This is a genomic window from Actinacidiphila sp. bgisy144 (assembly GCF_057708105.1).
Map to the genome: position 1 here is coordinate 58,547 of NZ_JBYIRM010000016.1, position 16,355 is coordinate 74,901.

16 protein-coding genes are annotated in these 16,355 nt (G+C 73.1%); 6 read left to right on the plus strand and 10 right to left on the minus strand.

All coding sequences use genetic code 11. From position 1 onward, the window contains the following. Positions 1–7: 7 nt before the first annotated feature. From AC3EVP_RS19490 to AC3EVP_RS19500, 3 genes are all read right to left on the minus strand, one after another. The gene (locus tag AC3EVP_RS19490; protein ID WP_435131403.1) at positions 8–301 is read right to left on the minus strand and encodes a hypothetical protein; all 294 of its coding nucleotides are present in this window, start codon (positions 299–301) and stop codon (positions 8–10) included. Positions 302–537: 236 nt separating this feature from the next. Further along, positions 538–2,205: a polyamine aminopropyltransferase gene (locus AC3EVP_RS19495; RefSeq protein WP_435131404.1), complete on the minus strand. Its 1,668-nt coding sequence runs from the start codon at positions 2,203–2,205 to the stop codon at positions 538–540. Between the two features lie 181 nt (positions 2,206–2,386). Further along, a complete protein-coding gene (locus tag AC3EVP_RS19500; protein WP_335980988.1) occupies positions 2,387–2,908 on the minus strand; it encodes a DUF2617 family protein in 522 nt (173 codons plus the stop codon). Between the two features lie 379 nt (positions 2,909–3,287). Here AC3EVP_RS19500 and AC3EVP_RS19505 point away from each other — a divergent pair, with 379 nt between their 5' ends. Both AC3EVP_RS19505 and AC3EVP_RS19510 read left to right on the plus strand, forming a co-directional pair. Then, positions 3,288–4,499 (plus strand): pyridoxal phosphate-dependent aminotransferase, encoded by a 1,212-nt coding sequence (locus AC3EVP_RS19505; RefSeq protein ID WP_335980990.1) that lies wholly within the window; start codon positions 3,288–3,290, stop codon positions 4,497–4,499. A gap of 145 nt (positions 4,500–4,644) precedes the next feature. Further along, on the plus strand, positions 4,645–4,965 hold the full coding sequence (locus AC3EVP_RS19510; RefSeq protein WP_335980991.1) for a DMT family transporter: 321 nt from the start codon (positions 4,645–4,647) through the stop codon (positions 4,963–4,965). Between the two features lie 126 nt (positions 4,966–5,091). Here AC3EVP_RS19510 and argG read toward each other — a convergent pair whose 3' ends face one another. From argG to clpB, 4 genes are all read right to left on the minus strand, one after another. Continuing rightward, the gene (gene argG, locus AC3EVP_RS19515; protein ID WP_335981055.1) at positions 5,092–6,543 is read right to left on the minus strand and encodes an argininosuccinate synthase; all 1,452 of its coding nucleotides are present in this window, start codon (positions 6,541–6,543) and stop codon (positions 5,092–5,094) included. A gap of 163 nt (positions 6,544–6,706) precedes the next feature. Then, a complete protein-coding gene (locus tag AC3EVP_RS19520; protein ID WP_335980992.1) occupies positions 6,707–7,312 on the minus strand; it encodes a GNAT family N-acetyltransferase in 606 nt (201 codons plus the stop codon). A 214-nt stretch (positions 7,313–7,526) separates the two neighbouring features. Then, complete coding sequence (locus AC3EVP_RS19525; protein ID WP_435131405.1) at positions 7,527–8,087, minus strand: YbjN domain-containing protein; 561 nt, start codon at positions 8,085–8,087, stop codon at positions 7,527–7,529. Beyond that, entirely contained in the window at positions 8,084–10,714 is a 2,631-nt protein-coding gene (clpB, locus tag AC3EVP_RS19530) for an ATP-dependent chaperone ClpB (protein WP_335980996.1), read from the minus strand. The genes AC3EVP_RS19525 and clpB overlap by 4 nt, the downstream gene beginning before the upstream one ends. Positions 10,715–10,848: 134 nt before the next feature. On the opposite strand from clpB, the gene AC3EVP_RS19535 reads away from it, so the two are divergent. The 4 genes from AC3EVP_RS19535 (at position 10,849) to AC3EVP_RS19550 (ending at position 13,963) form a co-directional block, all read left to right on the plus strand. Continuing rightward, positions 10,849–12,153 (plus strand): cytochrome P450 family protein, encoded by a 1,305-nt coding sequence (locus AC3EVP_RS19535; protein WP_435131406.1) that lies wholly within the window; start codon positions 10,849–10,851, stop codon positions 12,151–12,153. Positions 12,154–12,229: 76 nt separating this feature from the next. Continuing rightward, positions 12,230–12,637 carry a pyridoxamine 5'-phosphate oxidase family protein gene (locus AC3EVP_RS19540; protein WP_335980997.1) on the plus strand — a complete coding sequence of 136 codons (408 nt, stop codon included), beginning with the start codon at positions 12,230–12,232 and terminating at the stop codon, positions 12,635–12,637. A gap of 178 nt (positions 12,638–12,815) precedes the next feature. Then, positions 12,816–13,376 carry a thioredoxin family protein gene (locus AC3EVP_RS19545; protein WP_435131408.1) on the plus strand — a complete coding sequence of 187 codons (561 nt, stop codon included), beginning with the start codon at positions 12,816–12,818 and terminating at the stop codon, positions 13,374–13,376. Continuing rightward, on the plus strand, positions 13,373–13,963 hold the full coding sequence (locus tag AC3EVP_RS19550) for a hypothetical protein (protein WP_435131410.1): 591 nt from the start codon (positions 13,373–13,375) through the stop codon (positions 13,961–13,963). Before AC3EVP_RS19545 ends, AC3EVP_RS19550 begins: the two co-directional genes overlap by 4 nt. 10 nt (positions 13,964–13,973) lie before the next feature. Here AC3EVP_RS19550 and AC3EVP_RS19555 read toward each other — a convergent pair whose 3' ends face one another. From AC3EVP_RS19555 to dnaJ, 3 genes are all read right to left on the minus strand, one after another. Further along, positions 13,974–14,480 (minus strand): FBP domain-containing protein, encoded by a 507-nt coding sequence (locus tag AC3EVP_RS19555; RefSeq protein WP_335981000.1) that lies wholly within the window; start codon positions 14,478–14,480, stop codon positions 13,974–13,976. Positions 14,481–14,649: 169 nt separating this feature from the next. After that, positions 14,650–15,126, minus strand: coding sequence for a heat shock protein transcriptional repressor HspR (locus AC3EVP_RS19560; protein ID WP_335981001.1), 477 nt, complete (start codon positions 15,124–15,126; stop codon positions 14,650–14,652). Between the two features lie 4 nt (positions 15,127–15,130). Further along, on the minus strand, positions 15,131–16,327 hold the full coding sequence (gene dnaJ, locus AC3EVP_RS19565; protein WP_335981002.1) for a molecular chaperone DnaJ: 1,197 nt from the start codon (positions 16,325–16,327) through the stop codon (positions 15,131–15,133). Between the last annotated feature and the right edge of the window lie 28 nt (positions 16,328–16,355).

Sequence of the window (16,355 nt, forward strand, 5' to 3'; positions counted from 1 at the left end):
GCGGCAACTACGGCTGGAGCAGGTCCACCTGGAGGCTCTTCGCCTCTCCCACGGTCACCTGCGGCGCACACGCGCTGATCGCGGTCTCCACCAGCGGTACCAGCAGGTCGAGTTGGGCCAGCAGGTCGGTGCGGCGGGCCCGCGCCTCGGTGTGCCAGGTGTCGGCGGTCGGGCCGACCCAGATCTCCCCCTGGCCGATGTCGGCGCACGGGCCCTTGAGCAGGGCGCGAAGGTCGTGCATCTCCTTGAGGAGATCCGTTCTGAGGGTGACCAGTTGCTCTCGCCACGGGTTGTCCACCATGGGCCCGTGGCTGTCGTCCGCCGCCACCCGCCGCCTCCCGTCGTACCGTCGTACGTCTCCCCCGCGCATACCGAGCGCACCCGGACACCCCAAGGCATCCCAGGCACCCGCGATCGCCGCGAAGGGTCACCAACTCCGCTACTCACCACGGTAATTCTGACACAACCCGGGCATCGCCCATCACTTTGCGTACACACGATACGGTGACGCCCCGCGCCAAACCGCCCCGCGCCCCACTACTCCGCGACGCGCGGACGCAGCAGCGTGGACGGCGGCACCGGGTGGGACGGACGCTCCCGCTCCGCCCGGCGGGCGGCGGCACCGAGGTCCGCAGCGGTGAGCGCCACACCGGACCCGGGCGAGGCGGAACCCGACGGAGCCGCCGCACCGGCCGGGGCCGACTCGCCCCGCGCGTCCGACGCTCCCGGCCGTTCCGGCGGAAGCCTGAGCCGAGGCGGCACCGAAGTGGGCGCGGCCAGCAGGAAGTTCCAGTCCTGCGTCGCGCCGCACGCCCCGGAGGCGGGCAACGTGTACGGGGTGCCGCGCAGGGACACGGCCCGAAGCGTCGCATCTGTTGTCCACAGGCTGTGGACAACGGAACCCGCGTGAACGGCGATCCGCCCCCCGGCTGCCAGTTCACGCGCGGCCAGCCCGTAGAACTCCTGCGAGTAGAGCTTCGCGCTGTCGGAGTCGCCGGGCGCGGGCAGGTCCTCGATGATCACGTCGTACCGCTGCCGGGCCGCGCTCCCCCCGCGTACGGACCGGCGCAGCCAGCCGAACACGTCGCCCCCCACCTCCCGCACCCTCGGGTCGCCGAACGCGTGCCCGTTGAGCGCGGTGAGCCCCGGGTCGGTGCGGCCCAGCCGGGCGACCTCGGTGTCGCCGGGGACGACGGTGACCGCCAACACGCCCTGGTAGCCCAGCACTTCACGCAGCGCGAGCCCGTCACCGCCGCCGAGGACCAGCACCCGGGCGTGCGGCCCGCTCATCGCCGGTGCCACCAGCGCCTGGTGGTGGACGGCCTCGTCGGCGCCGCAGACCGCCAAGTCGCCGTCGACGTACAGCCGCAGCGAGGCGCCGCCGCCCGTGCCGGTGCCGCCGGCGAGCACGATCTCCTCCGCGCCGGTCTGCTCGGCGACGCGCACCCCGTCGCCGTACACGGCGTGCCGGGCGGCGCGTTCGAACGGCCCGGCGCCGACGGCCGCGCACGCGAGCAGGGCGAGCACGCCGACGTTGGCGGTCAGCAGCCAACCGCGCGCGCGGGCGGTCAGGTCGCCGCGGAAGAGCCACAGCATGATGCTGCCGCCCGCGACCGCGTTGACCGCGCCCGTCGCGAGCGCGCCGGTCAACTGCCCCAGGAACGGCAGCAGGACGAAGGAGAAGGCCAGGCCCCCGAGGAGCGCGCCGACGTAGTCCGCGGCGAACAGGTCGGCGACGGCACCGCCCGCGTCCTGGCGGCGGATGCGCTGCACGAGCGTCATCAGCAGCGGCACCTCCGCCCCGATCAGCACGCCGATCACGTAGGCGCAGCCGATCATGGCGAACCGGGCCTGGCCGTACCAGGCGAAGACCGCGTAGAGCGTCATCACCGACAGCCCGCCGACGAGCGCGAGCGCGGACTCGACGGCGACGAACGCGGCGGCGGCGCGGCTGCGCAACCGTTTTGCCAGCAGCGAGCCGCAGCCCATCGCGAAGACCATCACCGACAGCACCACTGACGCCTGGGTGACCGAGTCGCCGACCAAGTACGAGGCGAGGGCAACGAGTTCGAGTTCGTACACCAGCCCGCAGGCGGCGCAGACGAAGACGGCCGCGAGGACCAGCGCGCGGGCCGCCCGCACGGGGACGGGCAACGCCAAGGCGAGCGGGCGGGGGGTTTGCGGTCGTCCGCGCTGGTCGAGCATGAATGCACGCTATGTCAGGGTTGCGCCGTCACCCGTCACCCACAAGGGTGCAATTCGTCCGTACAGGCGGGCGGGTGGCGGCGGGCGGTGGCGCCCGGAAGCGCGCAGGGGTACGGCCGGGCCCCATGCCGTACGGCACGCGCCCCGGGGGCGGCGGGCGGTGGAGCCGCGCCGGGGCCGGTCAGCACGGGACCCGCAGCCTGGTCCGGGTCGCCACCAACCGCCCTTCCTGCGGATAGGCGTGCCAGGTCCGCCAGCGCACGCTGCCCTCCCTGCACTGCACCAGCATCGCGGTGAACGCGTTGGGGTCACCCGGGAAGGTGCCGGCCAGGCCCTGCGGGTGGTCGGTGACCAGGGCGAGCAACTCCTGGGCGCGGGCGGTGAAGGAGCCGGGCGTGAGGTGCTCGATGCGGGCCGCGAACTCATACTCCCAGGTGCCGACCCGGCGGGATACGCCGAACGGCAGCGGTGCCTGGCTGCCTGGCAGGCACGCCACCGTCTCGGAGCAGTTGTCGCGGCCGGCGTCGACGAGCACCTGGTGGGAGGCGCCGAGCAGGCGTAACTCGACGTCGGCGTGGAGCGCGGCGGCCTCGCCGACCCGTACGCCGAGGGTGGCGAGCGCGGGCAGCGCTTCCTTGTCCAGGCACCAGGCGAGATCGCCTGCCCGGGTGTCCGTGTATGCGGTGTCAATGGTGGTGAGCATGGGAGGGCTCCGCGGTGCACGCTGGGGATCGCACACCCGGCGCGAACAGGCCGTCCCGCCCGCGCCGCGAGGCGGAGGTGCGGTGGCTTGCGCCGGTGTGGGGGCCAGGTGGATGAGGGATCGTTCAGGCACGGATCGCCGGTGGACCTGGCTCGGCCCGGCGGGTTCGGGGTGATCTGGATGATCGGGAGGCCCCGACGACTCCCGCGGCGATCCGGGACCTACGGAACCACGGATCACACGCCGCGCTCAGCGTTTTTACCCATCTGCGCGTACTTTCCATCCCTTGGAGCGCTTACGAGTTCAGGTGTTCCGATATGACAACCCGGTACCATCGGCTGATCGGTTGGGCTGGTGCGTGGAGAGCGGGTGGACCTCGATGGCAGGCACGGTGGGCGCGGCGGACGGCCCTGACGCGTCCCGGCGCCCCTTCCTGAACCGCCGGCTGGCCGGCCTGGGGACGACGATCTTCGCCGAGATGTCCGCGCTGGCGGTTGCCACCGGCGCGATCAACCTCGGGCAGGGCTTCCCCGACACCGACGGGCCGGAGTCCGTACGCGAGGCGGCCGTACGGGCGCTGCGCGACGGCCGCGGCAACCAGTACCCGCCCGGCCCGGGCGTCCCCGAGCTGCGCACCGCCGTCACCGACCACCAGAAACGCTTCTACGGGCTCGACTTCGACCCCGACACCGAGGTGCTGGTCACCGCCGGTGCCACCGAGGCGATCGCGGCGGCGATGCTGGCGCTGCTGGAGCCGGGCGACGAGGTGATCGCGTTCGAGCCGTTCTACGACTCCTACGCCGCCTGCATCGCGATGGCCGGCGGCGTCCGGGTCCCGCTCACCCTGCGCGCACCCGACTTCCGCCCGGACCTCGACGCCCTGCGCGCCGCGGTGACCCCGCGCACCCGGCTGCTCCTGCTCAACAGCCCGCACAACCCCACCGGCATGGTCCTCACCCGCGACGAGCTGACCGCGATCGCCGAACTCGCCGTCTCCCGCGACCTGCTGGTCGTCACCGACGAGGTCTACGAGCACATCGCGTACGACGGCGCCGAGCACATCCCGCTGATCTCCCTGCCGGGCATGCGCGAGCGCACCGTCGCCATCTCCTCGGCGGGCAAGACCTTCTCCTTCACCGGCTGGAAGGTCGGCTGGGTCACGGGCAGCCGCGAACTGGTGGCCGCGGTGCGGACCACGAAGCAGTTCCTCACCTACGTCGCCTCGGGGCCGTTCCAGTACGCCGCCGCCGAGGCCCTCGCGCTGCCCGACGCGTACTTCACCGGTCTGCGCGACGGCCTGCGGGCGCAGCGCGACATCCTCGCGGCGGGACTCGCCGACGCCGGCTTCGAGGTGTACGCGCCACGCGGCACCTACTTCATCACCACCGACATCGCCGGACTCGCCCCGGGCATGGACGCGTTGGCCTTCTGCCGCGCCCTGCCGGAGCGGGCCGGAGTGGTCGCCGTCCCCAACTCCGTCTTCTACGACCACCCCACCGCCGGCCGCACCCAGGTCCGCTTCGCCTTCTGCAAACGCCCCGAGGTGCTCCGCGATGCCGCCGAGCGCCTGCGGCAGGCGTTCACGGGCTGAGACCGACGCCGCTCAGGGCTGTCGCGCGGGGTGGTCGGCGGGCCGGAGGTAGGGGGGTCGGGGGCACTTGGCAGCCTTGGGGGCGTCGTCGACGTCGTCGTGCCGGCGGGCGGTCCGCCGCCGCCGGACCCCTTCAGGAGTCACCGTGCCCTACATACTGCTCGCGCTCGCCATCGCCTCCGAGGTCTGCGCCACCAGCTGCCTGAAGCTCACCGACGGGTACACCCGGCTGTGGCCGACGGTGGCGGTGGTCATCGGCTATGTGCTGTCGTTCGCGCTGCTCGGCCGGGCGCTCGTCCGCATCCCGGTGTCGGTGGCGTACGCGGTCTGGTCGGGCGCCGGTACGGCGGCGGTGGCCGCGATCGGGGCGGCGGCGTTCGGCGAGTCGCTGGGGCGGGTGCAGTGGGCGGGGATCGCCCTGGTCATCGCGGGCGTGGTGCTGCTGAACGTCCACACCTCCCACTGAGAGCCCGGCCGCCGGGCGCCGCGCGAGCCGGTCCGGTCCGGTCCGGAACACCGGAACCCCAGGTCACGAGGGACGCGACCTGGGGTTCTGCCGTGCTCTGCGCGCCTGCGGGCGGGGCTGCGCGGGTCAGTCGGTGCCGGACTCCATGGCGGCCAGGTCGAGCAGCTCGTCGTCCTCGGTGGCCTCGCCGCGGGAGGCGATCGCCTCGGCGCCGCCCTCGGGCAGGCGCGGCATGGTGCCGATCAGGCCGGTGGCAGCGGCCTGGGCGGCGCCGATGGCGGGGCTGCCGGAGCCGATCAGGCCGAGCTGGGCGTACTGCTCCAGCTTGGCGCGGGAGTCGGCGATGTCGAGGTTGCGCATGGTGAGCTGGCCGATCCGGTCCACGGGGCCGAACGCGGAGTCCTCGGTGCGCTCCATCGACAGCTTGTCCGGGTGGTAGCTGAAGGCCGGGCCGGTGGTGTCGAGGACCGAGTAGTCCTCGCCGCGGCGCAGCCGCAGGGTCACCTCGCCGGTGACGGCCGCGCCGACCCAGCGCTGGAGGGACTCGCGGATCATCAGCGCCTGCGGGTCCAGCCAGCGGCCTTCGTACATCAGCCGGCCGAGGCGGCGGCCCTCGGTGTGGTACTGGGCGAGGGTGTCCTCGTTGTGGATCGCGTTGACCAGGCGCTCGTACGCGGCGTGCAGCAGCGCCATGCCGGGCGCCTCGTAGATGCCGCGGCTCTTGGCCTCGATGATCCGGTTCTCGATCTGGTCGGACATGCCCATGCCGTGGCGGCCGCCGATGGCGTTCACCTCGGTCACCAGCTCGACGGGGCCGAGCTTCACGCCGTTGACCGTGATCGGGCGGCCCTGGTCGAAGCCGATCGTCACGTCCTCGACGGCGATCTCGACCGACGGGTCCCAGAACCGCACACCCATGATCGGGTCGACGGTCTCGACGCCGGTGTCCAGGTGCTCCAGCGTCTTGGCCTCATGGGTGGCGCCCCAGATGTTGGCGTCGGTGGAGTACGCCTTCTCGGTGCTGTCGCGGTAGGGCAGCCCGTGGTCGAGCAGCCACTGGGACATCTCCTTGCGGCCGCCGAGTTCGGTCACGAAGTCCGCGTCCAGCCAGGGCTTGTAGATCCGCAGGTGCGGGTTGGCGAGGAGGCCGTAGCGGTAGAACCGCTCGATGTCGTTGCCCTTGAAGGTCGAGCCGTCGCCCCAGATCTGGACGTCGTCGGCCAGCATCGCCCGCACCAGGAGCGTGCCGGTGACGGCGCGGCCGAGCGGGGTGGTGTTGAAGTAGACGCGCCCGGCGGAGCGGATGTGGAACGCCCCGCAGGCGAGCGCGGCCAGGCCCTCCTCGACCAGCGCCGCGCGGCAGTCGACCAGGCGCGCGACCTCGGCGCCGTAGGCCAGCGCGCGATCGGGGACCGAGGCGATGTCGGGTTCGTCGTACTGGCCGATGTCGGCGGTGTACGTGCACGGGACAGCGCCCTTGTCGCGCATCCACGCGACCGCCACCGAAGTGTCGAGGCCGCCGGAGAAGGCGATGCCGACGCGCTCGCCGGCGGGGAGGGTGGTGAGGACCTTGGACATAGCAAGAGTATGCATGATTACGCATGATCATGCAATGTCGGGTTGCCGATGTCTTCGCCGGGCGGTAAGGCGCCGGTCAGGTCGGGTCGTCGGGCCGCCGTCGAGGGGGCAGCACGGGTTGGCGCTCAGGCAAAGAATCGGCGCTCGAAGCAGCGCGCCCCGGTCAGTCGAAGGGCGGGACGGCCGGGTCCGTGGCGAGGCGGGCGTGCAGGTGGCAGTCGTGCCGGGTGCCGTCGGGCTCGACGAACGACCCGCGCATCACGCCCTCCTGCGCGAAGCCCGCCCGCAGCGCGGCCCGGCAGGAGCCGACGTTGTGCAGGACGTGGTCGAGGTGGATGCGGTGCAGTCCCAGACCGCCGTCCTGGGGCGGGCGGAACGCCCAGGTCGCGGCGGCGTCCAGAGCGCGGGCGGTGATCTGGCGGCCGCGCGCCGAGGGCGTCACCCAGTACCCGGCCACCGCCTGGTCGGGCACGCGGTGCACGTCGCGCAGACCGAGGTAGCCGAGCATCTCGTCGTTCGCCGGGTCGGTCACCGCGAACGCGGCGGTGCCCGTCGTCCACGCGGACAGCCGCGCCGACAGCCACACGGTGCCCCGGTCCTTCGGCGGCGAGCCGATCACCGCCATGCCGGCGGCCCACCGCAGGATGCCGGGGTCGGCCATCGCCTTCCTGACCGCGGGTTCGTCGGCCGCGACGACCGGGCGGAGCAGCAGCCCGTGGGCACGCAGGACGGTCGGCGCCAGGAGGTCGGCACCACGCGGAGAGGCCATGGCCAACACCTTACTGATCCGGCGCTCCGCCCGACCTCAGGTTTTGGCGTACGGACGCCGGTCCGCACGCCGGTACGCACGGATGCACGTACGGCTCCCGCTGCACCCCACTGCCCGCACGCCCGCACGTACGCCTGCCCGCACGTACACAGGCGAGCGCCCGGGCCCGTACGGCTCGCGTACCGGTCCCGGGCGCTCGGCGCGGTGGGCCCGCTCAGTCCTCGGAGCCCTCGCCGGACTCGCCCGGCTCCCCGGACTCGTCGTCGTCCGCGGCCCCTTCGAGGCCCAGCCGCTCGCCGAGCCACTTGTTGAACTCGATGGACGCCTGGACCCAGCTCACCGTGGTGGCCACGAAGTGGTCGAGGCCGACGCCCATGCCGATGAGCATCTGGGCCTCGCCGATGAGGCGGACGACCCCTTCGTCATCGGTGTTCGTGTAGACCTTCGGCCACAGCGTGAGGTGGTTCCACTCGTCGAGCGCCTCGAGGAGCTGCGCCTTCTCGTCCACGGAGTACGCGCGCTCGTAGAACGTGCGCACCGCGAAGACGTGCTGCTGCGCCTCGCCGCGGAACATGAAGTAGGTGCGGAACTCCTCCCAGGGCGCGAGGAGGTCGCCCTCGTCGTCGACCGCGTGCTTCAGGCCCATCTGGTCGAGGAGCTGCGTGACCAGGTCCTGGTCCGGGATCACCACGCTGGGGGCCGCGGGTCCTCCGCTCGGCTGGTCCGGTTCCGGCTGGCTCCCGAAGTTCGGGATCGAGGAGGGGTCGATGCTCACCGTGAGGGTTCCCTTCGTGACGTTTCCCCGCCATCCTCCCCCATGAGGATCAGCCCGTCGACCGTCCGGTCCACCCGGACGGTCTGCCCGTCGAGCACCTCTCCGGCCAGGATCGCCTTGGCCAGCGGGTCGCCGATCGAGGTCTGGATCAGCCGGCGCAGCGGGCGGGCGCCGTACGCCGGGTCGTTGCCCTCCTCGGCGAGCCAGTCGAGCGCGCTGTCGGTGATGTCCAGGGTGAGCCGGCGGTCCTTGAGGCGGGCGCCGAGCCGGTCGGTCTGCAACCGGGCGATCCGGCGCAGCTCGTCCTGGTCGAGCGCGGAGAACACCACGATGTCGTCCAGCCGGTTGAGGAACTCCGGCTTGAACGAGGCGCGGACGGTGGCCAGGACGCTCGCCTTCTTCTGCTCCGCGTCCAGGGCCGGGTCGACCAGGAACTGGCTGCCCAGGTTCGAGGTGAGGATCAGGATCGCGTTGCGGAAGTCGACGGTGCGGCCCTGGCCGTCGGTGAGGCGGCCGTCGTCGAGCACCTGGAGCAGGACGTCGAAGACCTCCGGGTGCGCCTTCTCCACCTCGTCGAGCAGCACCACGCTGTAGGGGCGGCGGCGGACCGCCTCGGTGAGCTGGCCGCCCTCCTCGTAGCCGACGTATCCGGGCGGGGCGCCGACCAGGCGGGCCACCGAGTGCTTCTCGCCGTACTCGCTCATGTCGATGCGGACCATGGCCCGCTCGTCGTCGAAGAGGAAGTCGGCGAGCGCCTTGGCCAGTTCGGTCTTGCCGACGCCGGTGGGGCCGAGGAAGAGGAAGGAGCCGGTCGGGCGGTCGGGGTCGGCGATGCCGGACCGGGAGCGGCGCACCGCGTCGGAGACCGCGCGGACCGCCTCGGTCTGGCCGATCAGCCGCTTGCCGAGCTCGTCCTCCATGCGCAGCAGCTTCTGCGTCTCGCCCTCCAGCAGGCGGCCGGCAGGGATGCCGGTCCAGGCGGCGACGACGTCGGCGATGTCGTCCGGGCCGACCTCCTCCTTGACCATGTTGGTCGAAGGGCCCTGGGCGGCGGCCTCTTCCTCCTCGCGGGTGGCCGCCTCCAGCTCCTCCTCCAGCTTGGGCCGCTCGCCGTACATCAGCTTCGAGGCGGTCTCGAAGTCGCCGTCGCGCTGGGCGCGTTCGATCCGGGTGACGATGTCGTCGAGGCGCTCCTTCAGCTCGCCGACCCGGTTCAGGCCCTGCTTCTCCTTCTCCCAGCGGGCAGTCAGGCCGCGCAGCTCCTCCTCGCGGTCGGCGAGGTCCTTGCGGAGTTTGTCCAGGCGCTGCACGGAGCCGGGGTCGGTCTCGTTCTTGAGCGCCATCTCCTCCATCCGCAGCCGGTCGACCGAGCGCTGCAGCTCGTCGATCTCGACCGGCGAGGAGTCGATCTCCATGCGCAGTCGGGACGCGGACTCGTCGACCAGGTCGATGGCCTTGTCGGGCAGGAAGCGGGAGGTGATGTAGCGGTCGGAGAGGGTGGCGGCGGCGACCAGCGCGGAGTCGGCGATCTGCACCTTGTGGTGCGCCTCGTAGCGGCCCTTGAGGCCGCGCAGGATCGCCACGGTGTCCTCGACGCTGGGCTCGGCGACCAGCACCTGCTGGAAGCGCCGCTCCAGCGCCGGGTCCTTCTCGATCCGCTCGCGGTACTCGTCGAGCGTGGTGGCGCCGACCATCCGCAGCTCGCCGCGGGCCAGCATCGGCTTGAGCATGTTGCCCGCGTCCATGGCGGAGTCGCCGCCCGCGCCCGCGCCGACGACGGTGTGCAGCTCGTCGATGAAGGTGATGACCTGCCCGTCGCTGTCCTTGATCTCGGCGAGCACCGCCTTCAGGCGCTCCTCGAACTCGCCGCGGTACTTCGCGCCGGCCACCATGGCGCCCAGGTCGAGGGAGACCAGCCGCTTGTTGCGCAGGCTCTCGGGCACGTCGCCCTTGACGATGCGCTGGGCCAGGCCCTCGACGACGGCGGTCTTGCCGACGCCGGGCTCGCCGATGAGCACCGGGTTGTTCTTCGTCCGGCGCGAGAGCACCTGGACCACCCGGCGGATCTCCTGGTCCCGGCCGATCACCGGGTCGAGCTTGCCCTCGCGGGCGGCCGCGGTGAAGTCGGTGCCGTACTTCTCCAGCGCCTTGTAGGTGCCTTCCGGGTCCTGGCTGGTCACCCGTTGCCCTCCCCTGGCGTCCTCGAACGCCGTCAACAGCGCCTTGGCCTTGGCGCCCGCGGCGTTGAGCAGGTCGCCGGCCGGGCCGCCCTTGACGGCGATCCCGATCAGCAGGTGCTCGGTCGACACGTACGCGTCGCCGAGGTCCTTGGCGCGCTGGGACGCATCGGCGATGACCGCGAGCATGTCACGGTTCGCCTGCGGGGGCGCGACGGTGGCGCCCTGGACCGACGGCAGGCCCGCCACCAGGCGCTCGGTGCCGGCGCGCACGGCGGCGGGGTCGGCGCCGGTGGCCGCCAGCAGGTCGAGCACGTTCTCGTTGTCGGCGCCGCTCAGCAGAGCGAGCAGCAGATGCGCGGGCGTCAGGTCCGGGTTCCCCTCGGTGACGGCCTTGGCGTTCGCGCTGTTGAGCGCTTCCCGGCTCTTGTTGGTCAGCTCGGCTTCCACGGGCGTTCTGTCCTCCTCATACGTACGTCGCTAGCATGTACCTCAACCTGACTACCTCAACATGAAGCAAGTTGAGTCTATTCCACTCAAGGTGATTCCGGGCACAGATCAGCACGCGTTTTTCGGGAGGACCCATGACCTCGGCGCACCCGGCGACACCGGACCCGGCACATCCGCACCCGGCGGCACCGCACCCGGCCCAGCCGTACACCCTGGGTGCCGGCGGCGCCTCCGTACGGGCCGACGCCGACGAGCTGCGCGAGCGCGCCGCCGCCTGCCCGGTGATGCTGCCGGGGGGAGTCCCCGGCATGATCGTCTCCCGCCACCGCGAGCTGCGCGACTTCCTCGCCCACCCCGCCGTGGCGAAGAACGCCCGCCACTTCGCCGCCCTGACGGAGGGCCGGGTCCCGGCGCAGTGGCAGCTCAACGCCTTCGCCCTGGTCAACGGCATGACCACGGCCGACGGCGACGACCACCGGCGGCTGCGGGGCCTTGCCGCCAAGGCGTTCACACCGCGACGGGTGGCCGCCATGCGGCCCTGGATCGAGCAGCTGGCCGGCGAGCTGGTGTCCGCCCTTCCGGACCGCGCCGGGCCGGACGGCGTCGTGGACCTGCGCGCGCACTTCGCCTATCCGCTGCCCATGGGGGTGATCAGCCGCCTGCTCGGGGTGGCGCCCGAGCACCGTGACCACCTGCACGAGCTGACCGGGCTGCTGGTCAGCACCTCCAGTTCGGCCGCCGAGGCGATGGCCGCGCAGCGCGGCATCCACGCGGTGCTCGCCGAGGTCGTCGCCGAGCGCCGGGCCCACCCGGCCGACGACCTGGCCGACGACCTGGCCGGCGCGCTGGTCGCGGCCCGCGACGAGGATTGGGCGGGCGGCGCCGAGCGGCTGAGCGACGAGGAGGTCGCCGGCACCCTGCTGCTGATGATCGTGGCCGGCCACGAGACCACCCTCAACCTCATCACCAACGCGGTGCGCGCCCTGTGCCGCCACCCGGACCAGCGCGACCTCGTCCTGACCGGCGGCGCCTCCTGGGAGGCCGTGGTCGAGGAGACGCTGCGCTGGGACAGCCCGGTGGCCAACTTCCCCTTCCGCTACCCGACCGCCGACCTCGACGTGGGCGGCACCGTCGTCCCGCGCGGCACCCCCGTGCTCGCCGCATACGCCGCCGCCGGACGCGACCCTCGGGAGTACGGCCCGGACGCCGACCGGTTCGACGTGACCCGGGCGCCCGGCACCCGCCACCTGTCCTTCGGGCACGGCGCCCACTACTGCCTGGGCGCCCCGCTGGCCCGCCTTGAGGCCGCGGTCGCGCTGCGCACGCTGTACGGGGCGTGGCCGCGGCTGGCGACCGCCGTACCCGAGGCCGAACTGCCGCCGCTGCCGGGCTTCGTCGGCAACAGCGTCAGCGAACTGCCGGTGCGGCTGGGCGGTTGAGCGGTCGGGTGCCCTGACCGGGCGGGGCGGCGACGGGGCGGGGCGGGGCGGGGCGGGGACGGGCTACCGTTTCCCCATGGCCCGCCGCGATCCCCGCTCCCCCGAACCCGGCTTCCTGGAGTTCTGGCGCGAGTACCACCTGTGCACGCTGACCACCACGCGCCCCGACGGCTCCCCGCACGTCGTCCCGGTCGGCGTCACCTACGACCCCGACGCGGGGCTCGCCCGGGTGATCACCAACACCCGCAGCCGCAAGGCCGCCAACGTACGGGCCGCCGGACCCGCGGGCGCCCGGGTGGCGGTCTGCCAGGCCGACCGCGGCCGCTGGGCCACCCTGGAGGGCCTCGCGACCGTCTCCACCGACCCCGAGCGCGTCGCCGACGCCGTCCGCCGCTACGCCGAGCGCTACGACCGCACCCCCGCCCCCAACCCCGACCGCGTCGTCATCGAGATCGCCCTCACCCGCGCCATGGGCAACGCCTGACCCGCACTCCCCGACCACCCGGCCCCACGCCCGCCCCCACCTGCGCGAACACGCGCTCACGCGGGGTGCGGCTCCTGCTACAGTGCGCTGACTCGGTCGAGCTGGGGGGCAGTTGGCGATGCGGGGACGAGCGCGCCGTGACGCGCGGAGACGTACCGCGGTCAGCACGGGAACGCGGATGCTGGCGGCGGGGGGCGCCGCGGCGGTGACGCTGCTCCTCGCGGGCTGCGGAGCCTCGGACGGAGCGTCGTCCGACGCGTCCGCGCCGGCCACGAAGCCCGCCGGCACGAGCAGCACTCCGACGGCGACGACCCCGACGACGGCGCCTGCCGCGACGACGCCCGCCACGGCGTCGCCGGAAGGCTACGACCCCACGCGGGACGCGGCGGCGGACGTGACCGCTGCCGAGCGGGCCTCGGCCAAGGACGGCCGACCCGTACTGATCGACTTCGGCGCGGACTGGTGCCCGGACTGCGTGGTGCTCGGCCGCACCTTCACCAAGCCGGCGACGGCTGCCCTGCTGTCCAAGTACCACGTGGTGCGGGTCGACGTCGGCCAGTTCGACCACAACCTGTCGCTCGCCGCGCGCTACGTCGACCTCGACTCCAGCGGCATCCCGGCGCTCGCCGTGGTGGACCGGCACGGCACCACCGAGACGGCCACCAACCAGGGCCAGTTCTCCAACGCCCGCAGCATGCCGGAGAGCCAGGTCGACGCCTTCCTGAAGACGTGGGCGTGAGAAGGACCCCGGCCGCCGTACGAAGGAACGCCATCCGCTCCACCGCCGTCGCCCTGCTGCTCTGCGCGGTCGGCTGCGGCCAGGGCGGAGAAGGCGGACAGGGTGGCCACGACGGCCACGGCGGTTCGCCACACGCGGCGCCGGCGCGTACGCGGGCGTCCTTCACCGCGGGCGGCGTGGACGTCGCCGTCACGCTCGAACGGTCGGGCGCGGACACGGTGGCGGTGAGCGCCACCCTCAGCCCGCGGCAGAAGGGCTTCCACCTCTACAGCCTCACGCTGCCCGACGACGGGGTCGACGGTCTCGGCATCCCGACCCGCCTGACGGTTGGCGCGCCGCTCACCGCGACCGGCCCGGTGACGTCCTCCGCCGCCCCGCACGAGGTGCGCCCGGCCGGCCTCGACCTGGCGCTCCCGGTCTACCCCGACGGGCCGGTGACCCTGCGCCTGGCCACGCGGCTCGCGGGCAGCGCCGACGGATCGGCCTCCGCGCGGGTCCTGCTCACCTACGGAGCCTGCTCCACCGACGGCGCCTGCCTCGCGCCGGTCCGGGCACACCCGGTGACGCTGGCCGTCCCGCCGCGCTGACGCCAGGCGGTCAGTGCGGCTGGGGAGCGGTGATCTTGGTGAGGAAGCCGTCGAGGTTGCGCAGGGTGCGGTCGATCTGCTCGGCCAGGGTGAGCGTCTCGTCCATCCGCTTGGCCAGTACGGAGGTCTTCTTGCCCCGGACGTAGAGGGAGCAGGCCAGGTCGGCGCACATGTAGATGCCCACGGTGTTGCCCTGCCGGCCGGCCGGGCCGGCCAGCGGCGCGGCCAGCAGGTCGACGCCGCCGCCGGAGTGGCCGGTCAGGCAGACCGAGCACAGGCTGCTGCGCATCAGGTTGCGGCGCGCGCCGGGGGCCACCCGCAGGGTGACGCCGACCGGCTGCTCGCCCGCGGTCACCAGGTAGGCGCGGTCGGGCGCGCCCGGGTCGCGCCAGCCGAAGAAGTCCAGGTCGTCCCACGGCACCTCCGCGAGGTCCCGCGGCAGCCGGACGCGCTTCGCCTCCCCCTTCGAGCAGTTCACGAAGGAGTCCCGGATCTGCGCCTCGCCAAGTGGGTCCATGACGACCGAAGCTAACAAGCGCCCGGCGCCGCTGTCGCCGCATTTACCGGCGGCCCGCCGGCCGCAGGGCGGGCCGACGCACGAGATCCCCGCGACCCTCGGGAGGGCGCGGGGACCGTGTGCGCGGCGTGAACAGCATGGCGGGACCAGCCCGGCGTGAACAGCCTGGTCAGACGTCCCGCTTGGGGCGCCACACCACGAGCGCGCTCGTGTGCTGCACGTCCTGGTACGGCACCAGGTCGCGCCGGTAGGAGGCGTGCACCGCGGCTTCGCGCTGCTGGATGACGGCGGCTGCGCCGTCGACGGCGGCGGAGAGTTCGGCGACCCGGGCCTGGAGCGCGGCGACCTGGTTCTCCAGTTCGATGATCCGCTTGATGCCGGCGAGGTTGATGCCCTCGTCCTGCGAGAGCCGCTGCACCTCCCGCAACTGCTCGATGTCGCGGGCGGAGTAGCGCCGCCCGCGCCCGGCCGCCCGGTCCGGCGAGACCAGGCCGAGGCGGTCGTACTGCCGCAGGGTCTGCGGATGCAGCCCGGACAGCTCGGCCGCCACCGAGATCACGTAGACCGGTGACTCCTCCGTCAACTGGTACGGATTGCGGCCACGTCCCATGCGGGGCCCGGGAGCCCCGCCGCCGTCGATGCCCATCCGTTCACGCTCCCTTCGCGGCCTTGAACAGCTCCGCCCGCGGGTCGATGTCCGCGGTCGCCTCTCGGTACGACTCCAGTGCGTCCAGCGCCTTGCCCTCGGTCTGCGCGGGCACCGCCACCTCGACGGTGACGAGCAGGTCGCCGCGCGACCCGTCCTTGCGCACCGCGCCCTTGCCGCGGGCCCGCAGCGTCCGGCCGTTCGGCGTGCCGGCCGGCAGCTTCAGGGTGACCGGCGGCCCGCCCAGGGTGGGCACCTTGATCTCCCCGCCGAGCGCGGCCTCGGTGAAGCTCACCGGGACCGTGACCGTCAGGTTCGCGTCCTTGCGGCCGAAGACCGGGTGCCGGCCGACGTGCACGACCACGTACAGGTCGCCGGCCGGTCCGCCGCGCTCACCGGGGGCGCCCTTGCCGCGCAGCCTGATCCGCTGCCCGTCGGTGACGCCCGCCGGGATACGCACCTGCATGGTGCGCGAGCTCTTCGCCCGGCCGCTGCCGTGGCAGACCTCGCAGGGGTTCTCCGCGATCAGGCCGCGGCCCTTGCAGTCCACACACGGATCGGTCAGCGAGAAGCCGCCACCGCCGCCGCGGGAGACCTGCCCGGTGCCGACGCAGGTCGGGCACACCCGGGGGGTGCCGTTCTTGTCGCCGGTGCCGGAGCACGCCTTGCAGGGCGCCTGCGAGGACATCCGCAGCGGGACCGTGGCCCCGTCGACGGCCTCGGTGAAGCTGAGCGTCACCTCGGACTCGATGTCCTGGCCGCGCCGCGGCTGCACACGGGTGCCGCCGCCGCCCCGGTTGAACAGGCCGCCGAACACGTCGCCGAGACCGCCGCCGAAGCCGCCGCCCTGGCCGCCGGTCGTGGTGCCGCCGGGTCCCTGGGCACCGCCGAAGAGGTCGCCCAGGTCGAAGTTGAACCCGCCGGTGCCGCCCGCGCCGGGGCCGGGCCGCATGCCGCCGTTGCCGAACAGCGCGCGGCCCTCGTCGTACTCCTTGCGGCGCTTGGTGTCGGACAGGACGTCGTTGGCCTCGGAGATCTCCTTGAAGCGCTCCTCGGCCGTGGCGTCGTTCTTGTTGGCGTCGGGGTGGAACTCCCGGGCCAGCTTCCGGTACGCCTTCTTGATCTCGGCGTCGGTGGCGTCCTTGGGGACGCCGAGGACCTTGTACAGGTCCTTCTCCAACAGGTCCCTACTGATGCTCATCCTCGGCGTCCCTCCTCTCCGTCCACGT

Bases quoted from the DNA above. Each gene is read 5' to 3' on its own strand.
- dnaJ (WP_335981002.1), bottom strand. From the start codon at position 16,327: ATGAGCATCAGTAGGGACCTGTTGGAGAAGGACCTGTACAAGGTCCTC.
- AC3EVP_RS19505 (WP_335980990.1), top strand. From the start codon at position 3,288: ATGGCAGGCACGGTGGGCGCGGCGGACGGCCCTGACGCGTCCCGGCGC.
- AC3EVP_RS19500 (WP_335980988.1), bottom strand. From the start codon at position 2,908: ATGCTCACCACCATTGACACCGCATACACGGACACCCGGGCAGGCGAT.
- AC3EVP_RS19540 (WP_335980997.1), top strand. From the start codon at position 12,230: ATGGCCCGCCGCGATCCCCGCTCCCCCGAACCCGGCTTCCTGGAGTTC.
- AC3EVP_RS19560 (WP_335981001.1), bottom strand. From the start codon at position 15,126: ATGGGCATCGACGGCGGCGGGGCTCCCGGGCCCCGCATGGGACGTGGC.
- AC3EVP_RS19490 (WP_435131403.1), bottom strand. From the start codon at position 301: ATGGTGGACAACCCGTGGCGAGAGCAACTGGTCACCCTCAGAACGGAT.
- argG (WP_335981055.1), bottom strand. From the start codon at position 6,543: ATGTCCAAGGTCCTCACCACCCTCCCCGCCGGCGAGCGCGTCGGCATC.
- AC3EVP_RS19545 (WP_435131408.1), top strand. From the start codon at position 12,816: ATGCTGGCGGCGGGGGGCGCCGCGGCGGTGACGCTGCTCCTCGCGGGC.
- AC3EVP_RS19535 (WP_435131406.1), top strand. From the start codon at position 10,849: ATGACCTCGGCGCACCCGGCGACACCGGACCCGGCACATCCGCACCCG.
- AC3EVP_RS19495 (WP_435131404.1), bottom strand. From the start codon at position 2,205: ATGCTCGACCAGCGCGGACGACCGCAAACCCCCCGCCCGCTCGCCTTG.
- AC3EVP_RS19520 (WP_335980992.1), bottom strand. From the start codon at position 7,312: ATGGCCTCTCCGCGTGGTGCCGACCTCCTGGCGCCGACCGTCCTGCGT.
- AC3EVP_RS19555 (WP_335981000.1), bottom strand. From the start codon at position 14,480: ATGGACCCACTTGGCGAGGCGCAGATCCGGGACTCCTTCGTGAACTGC.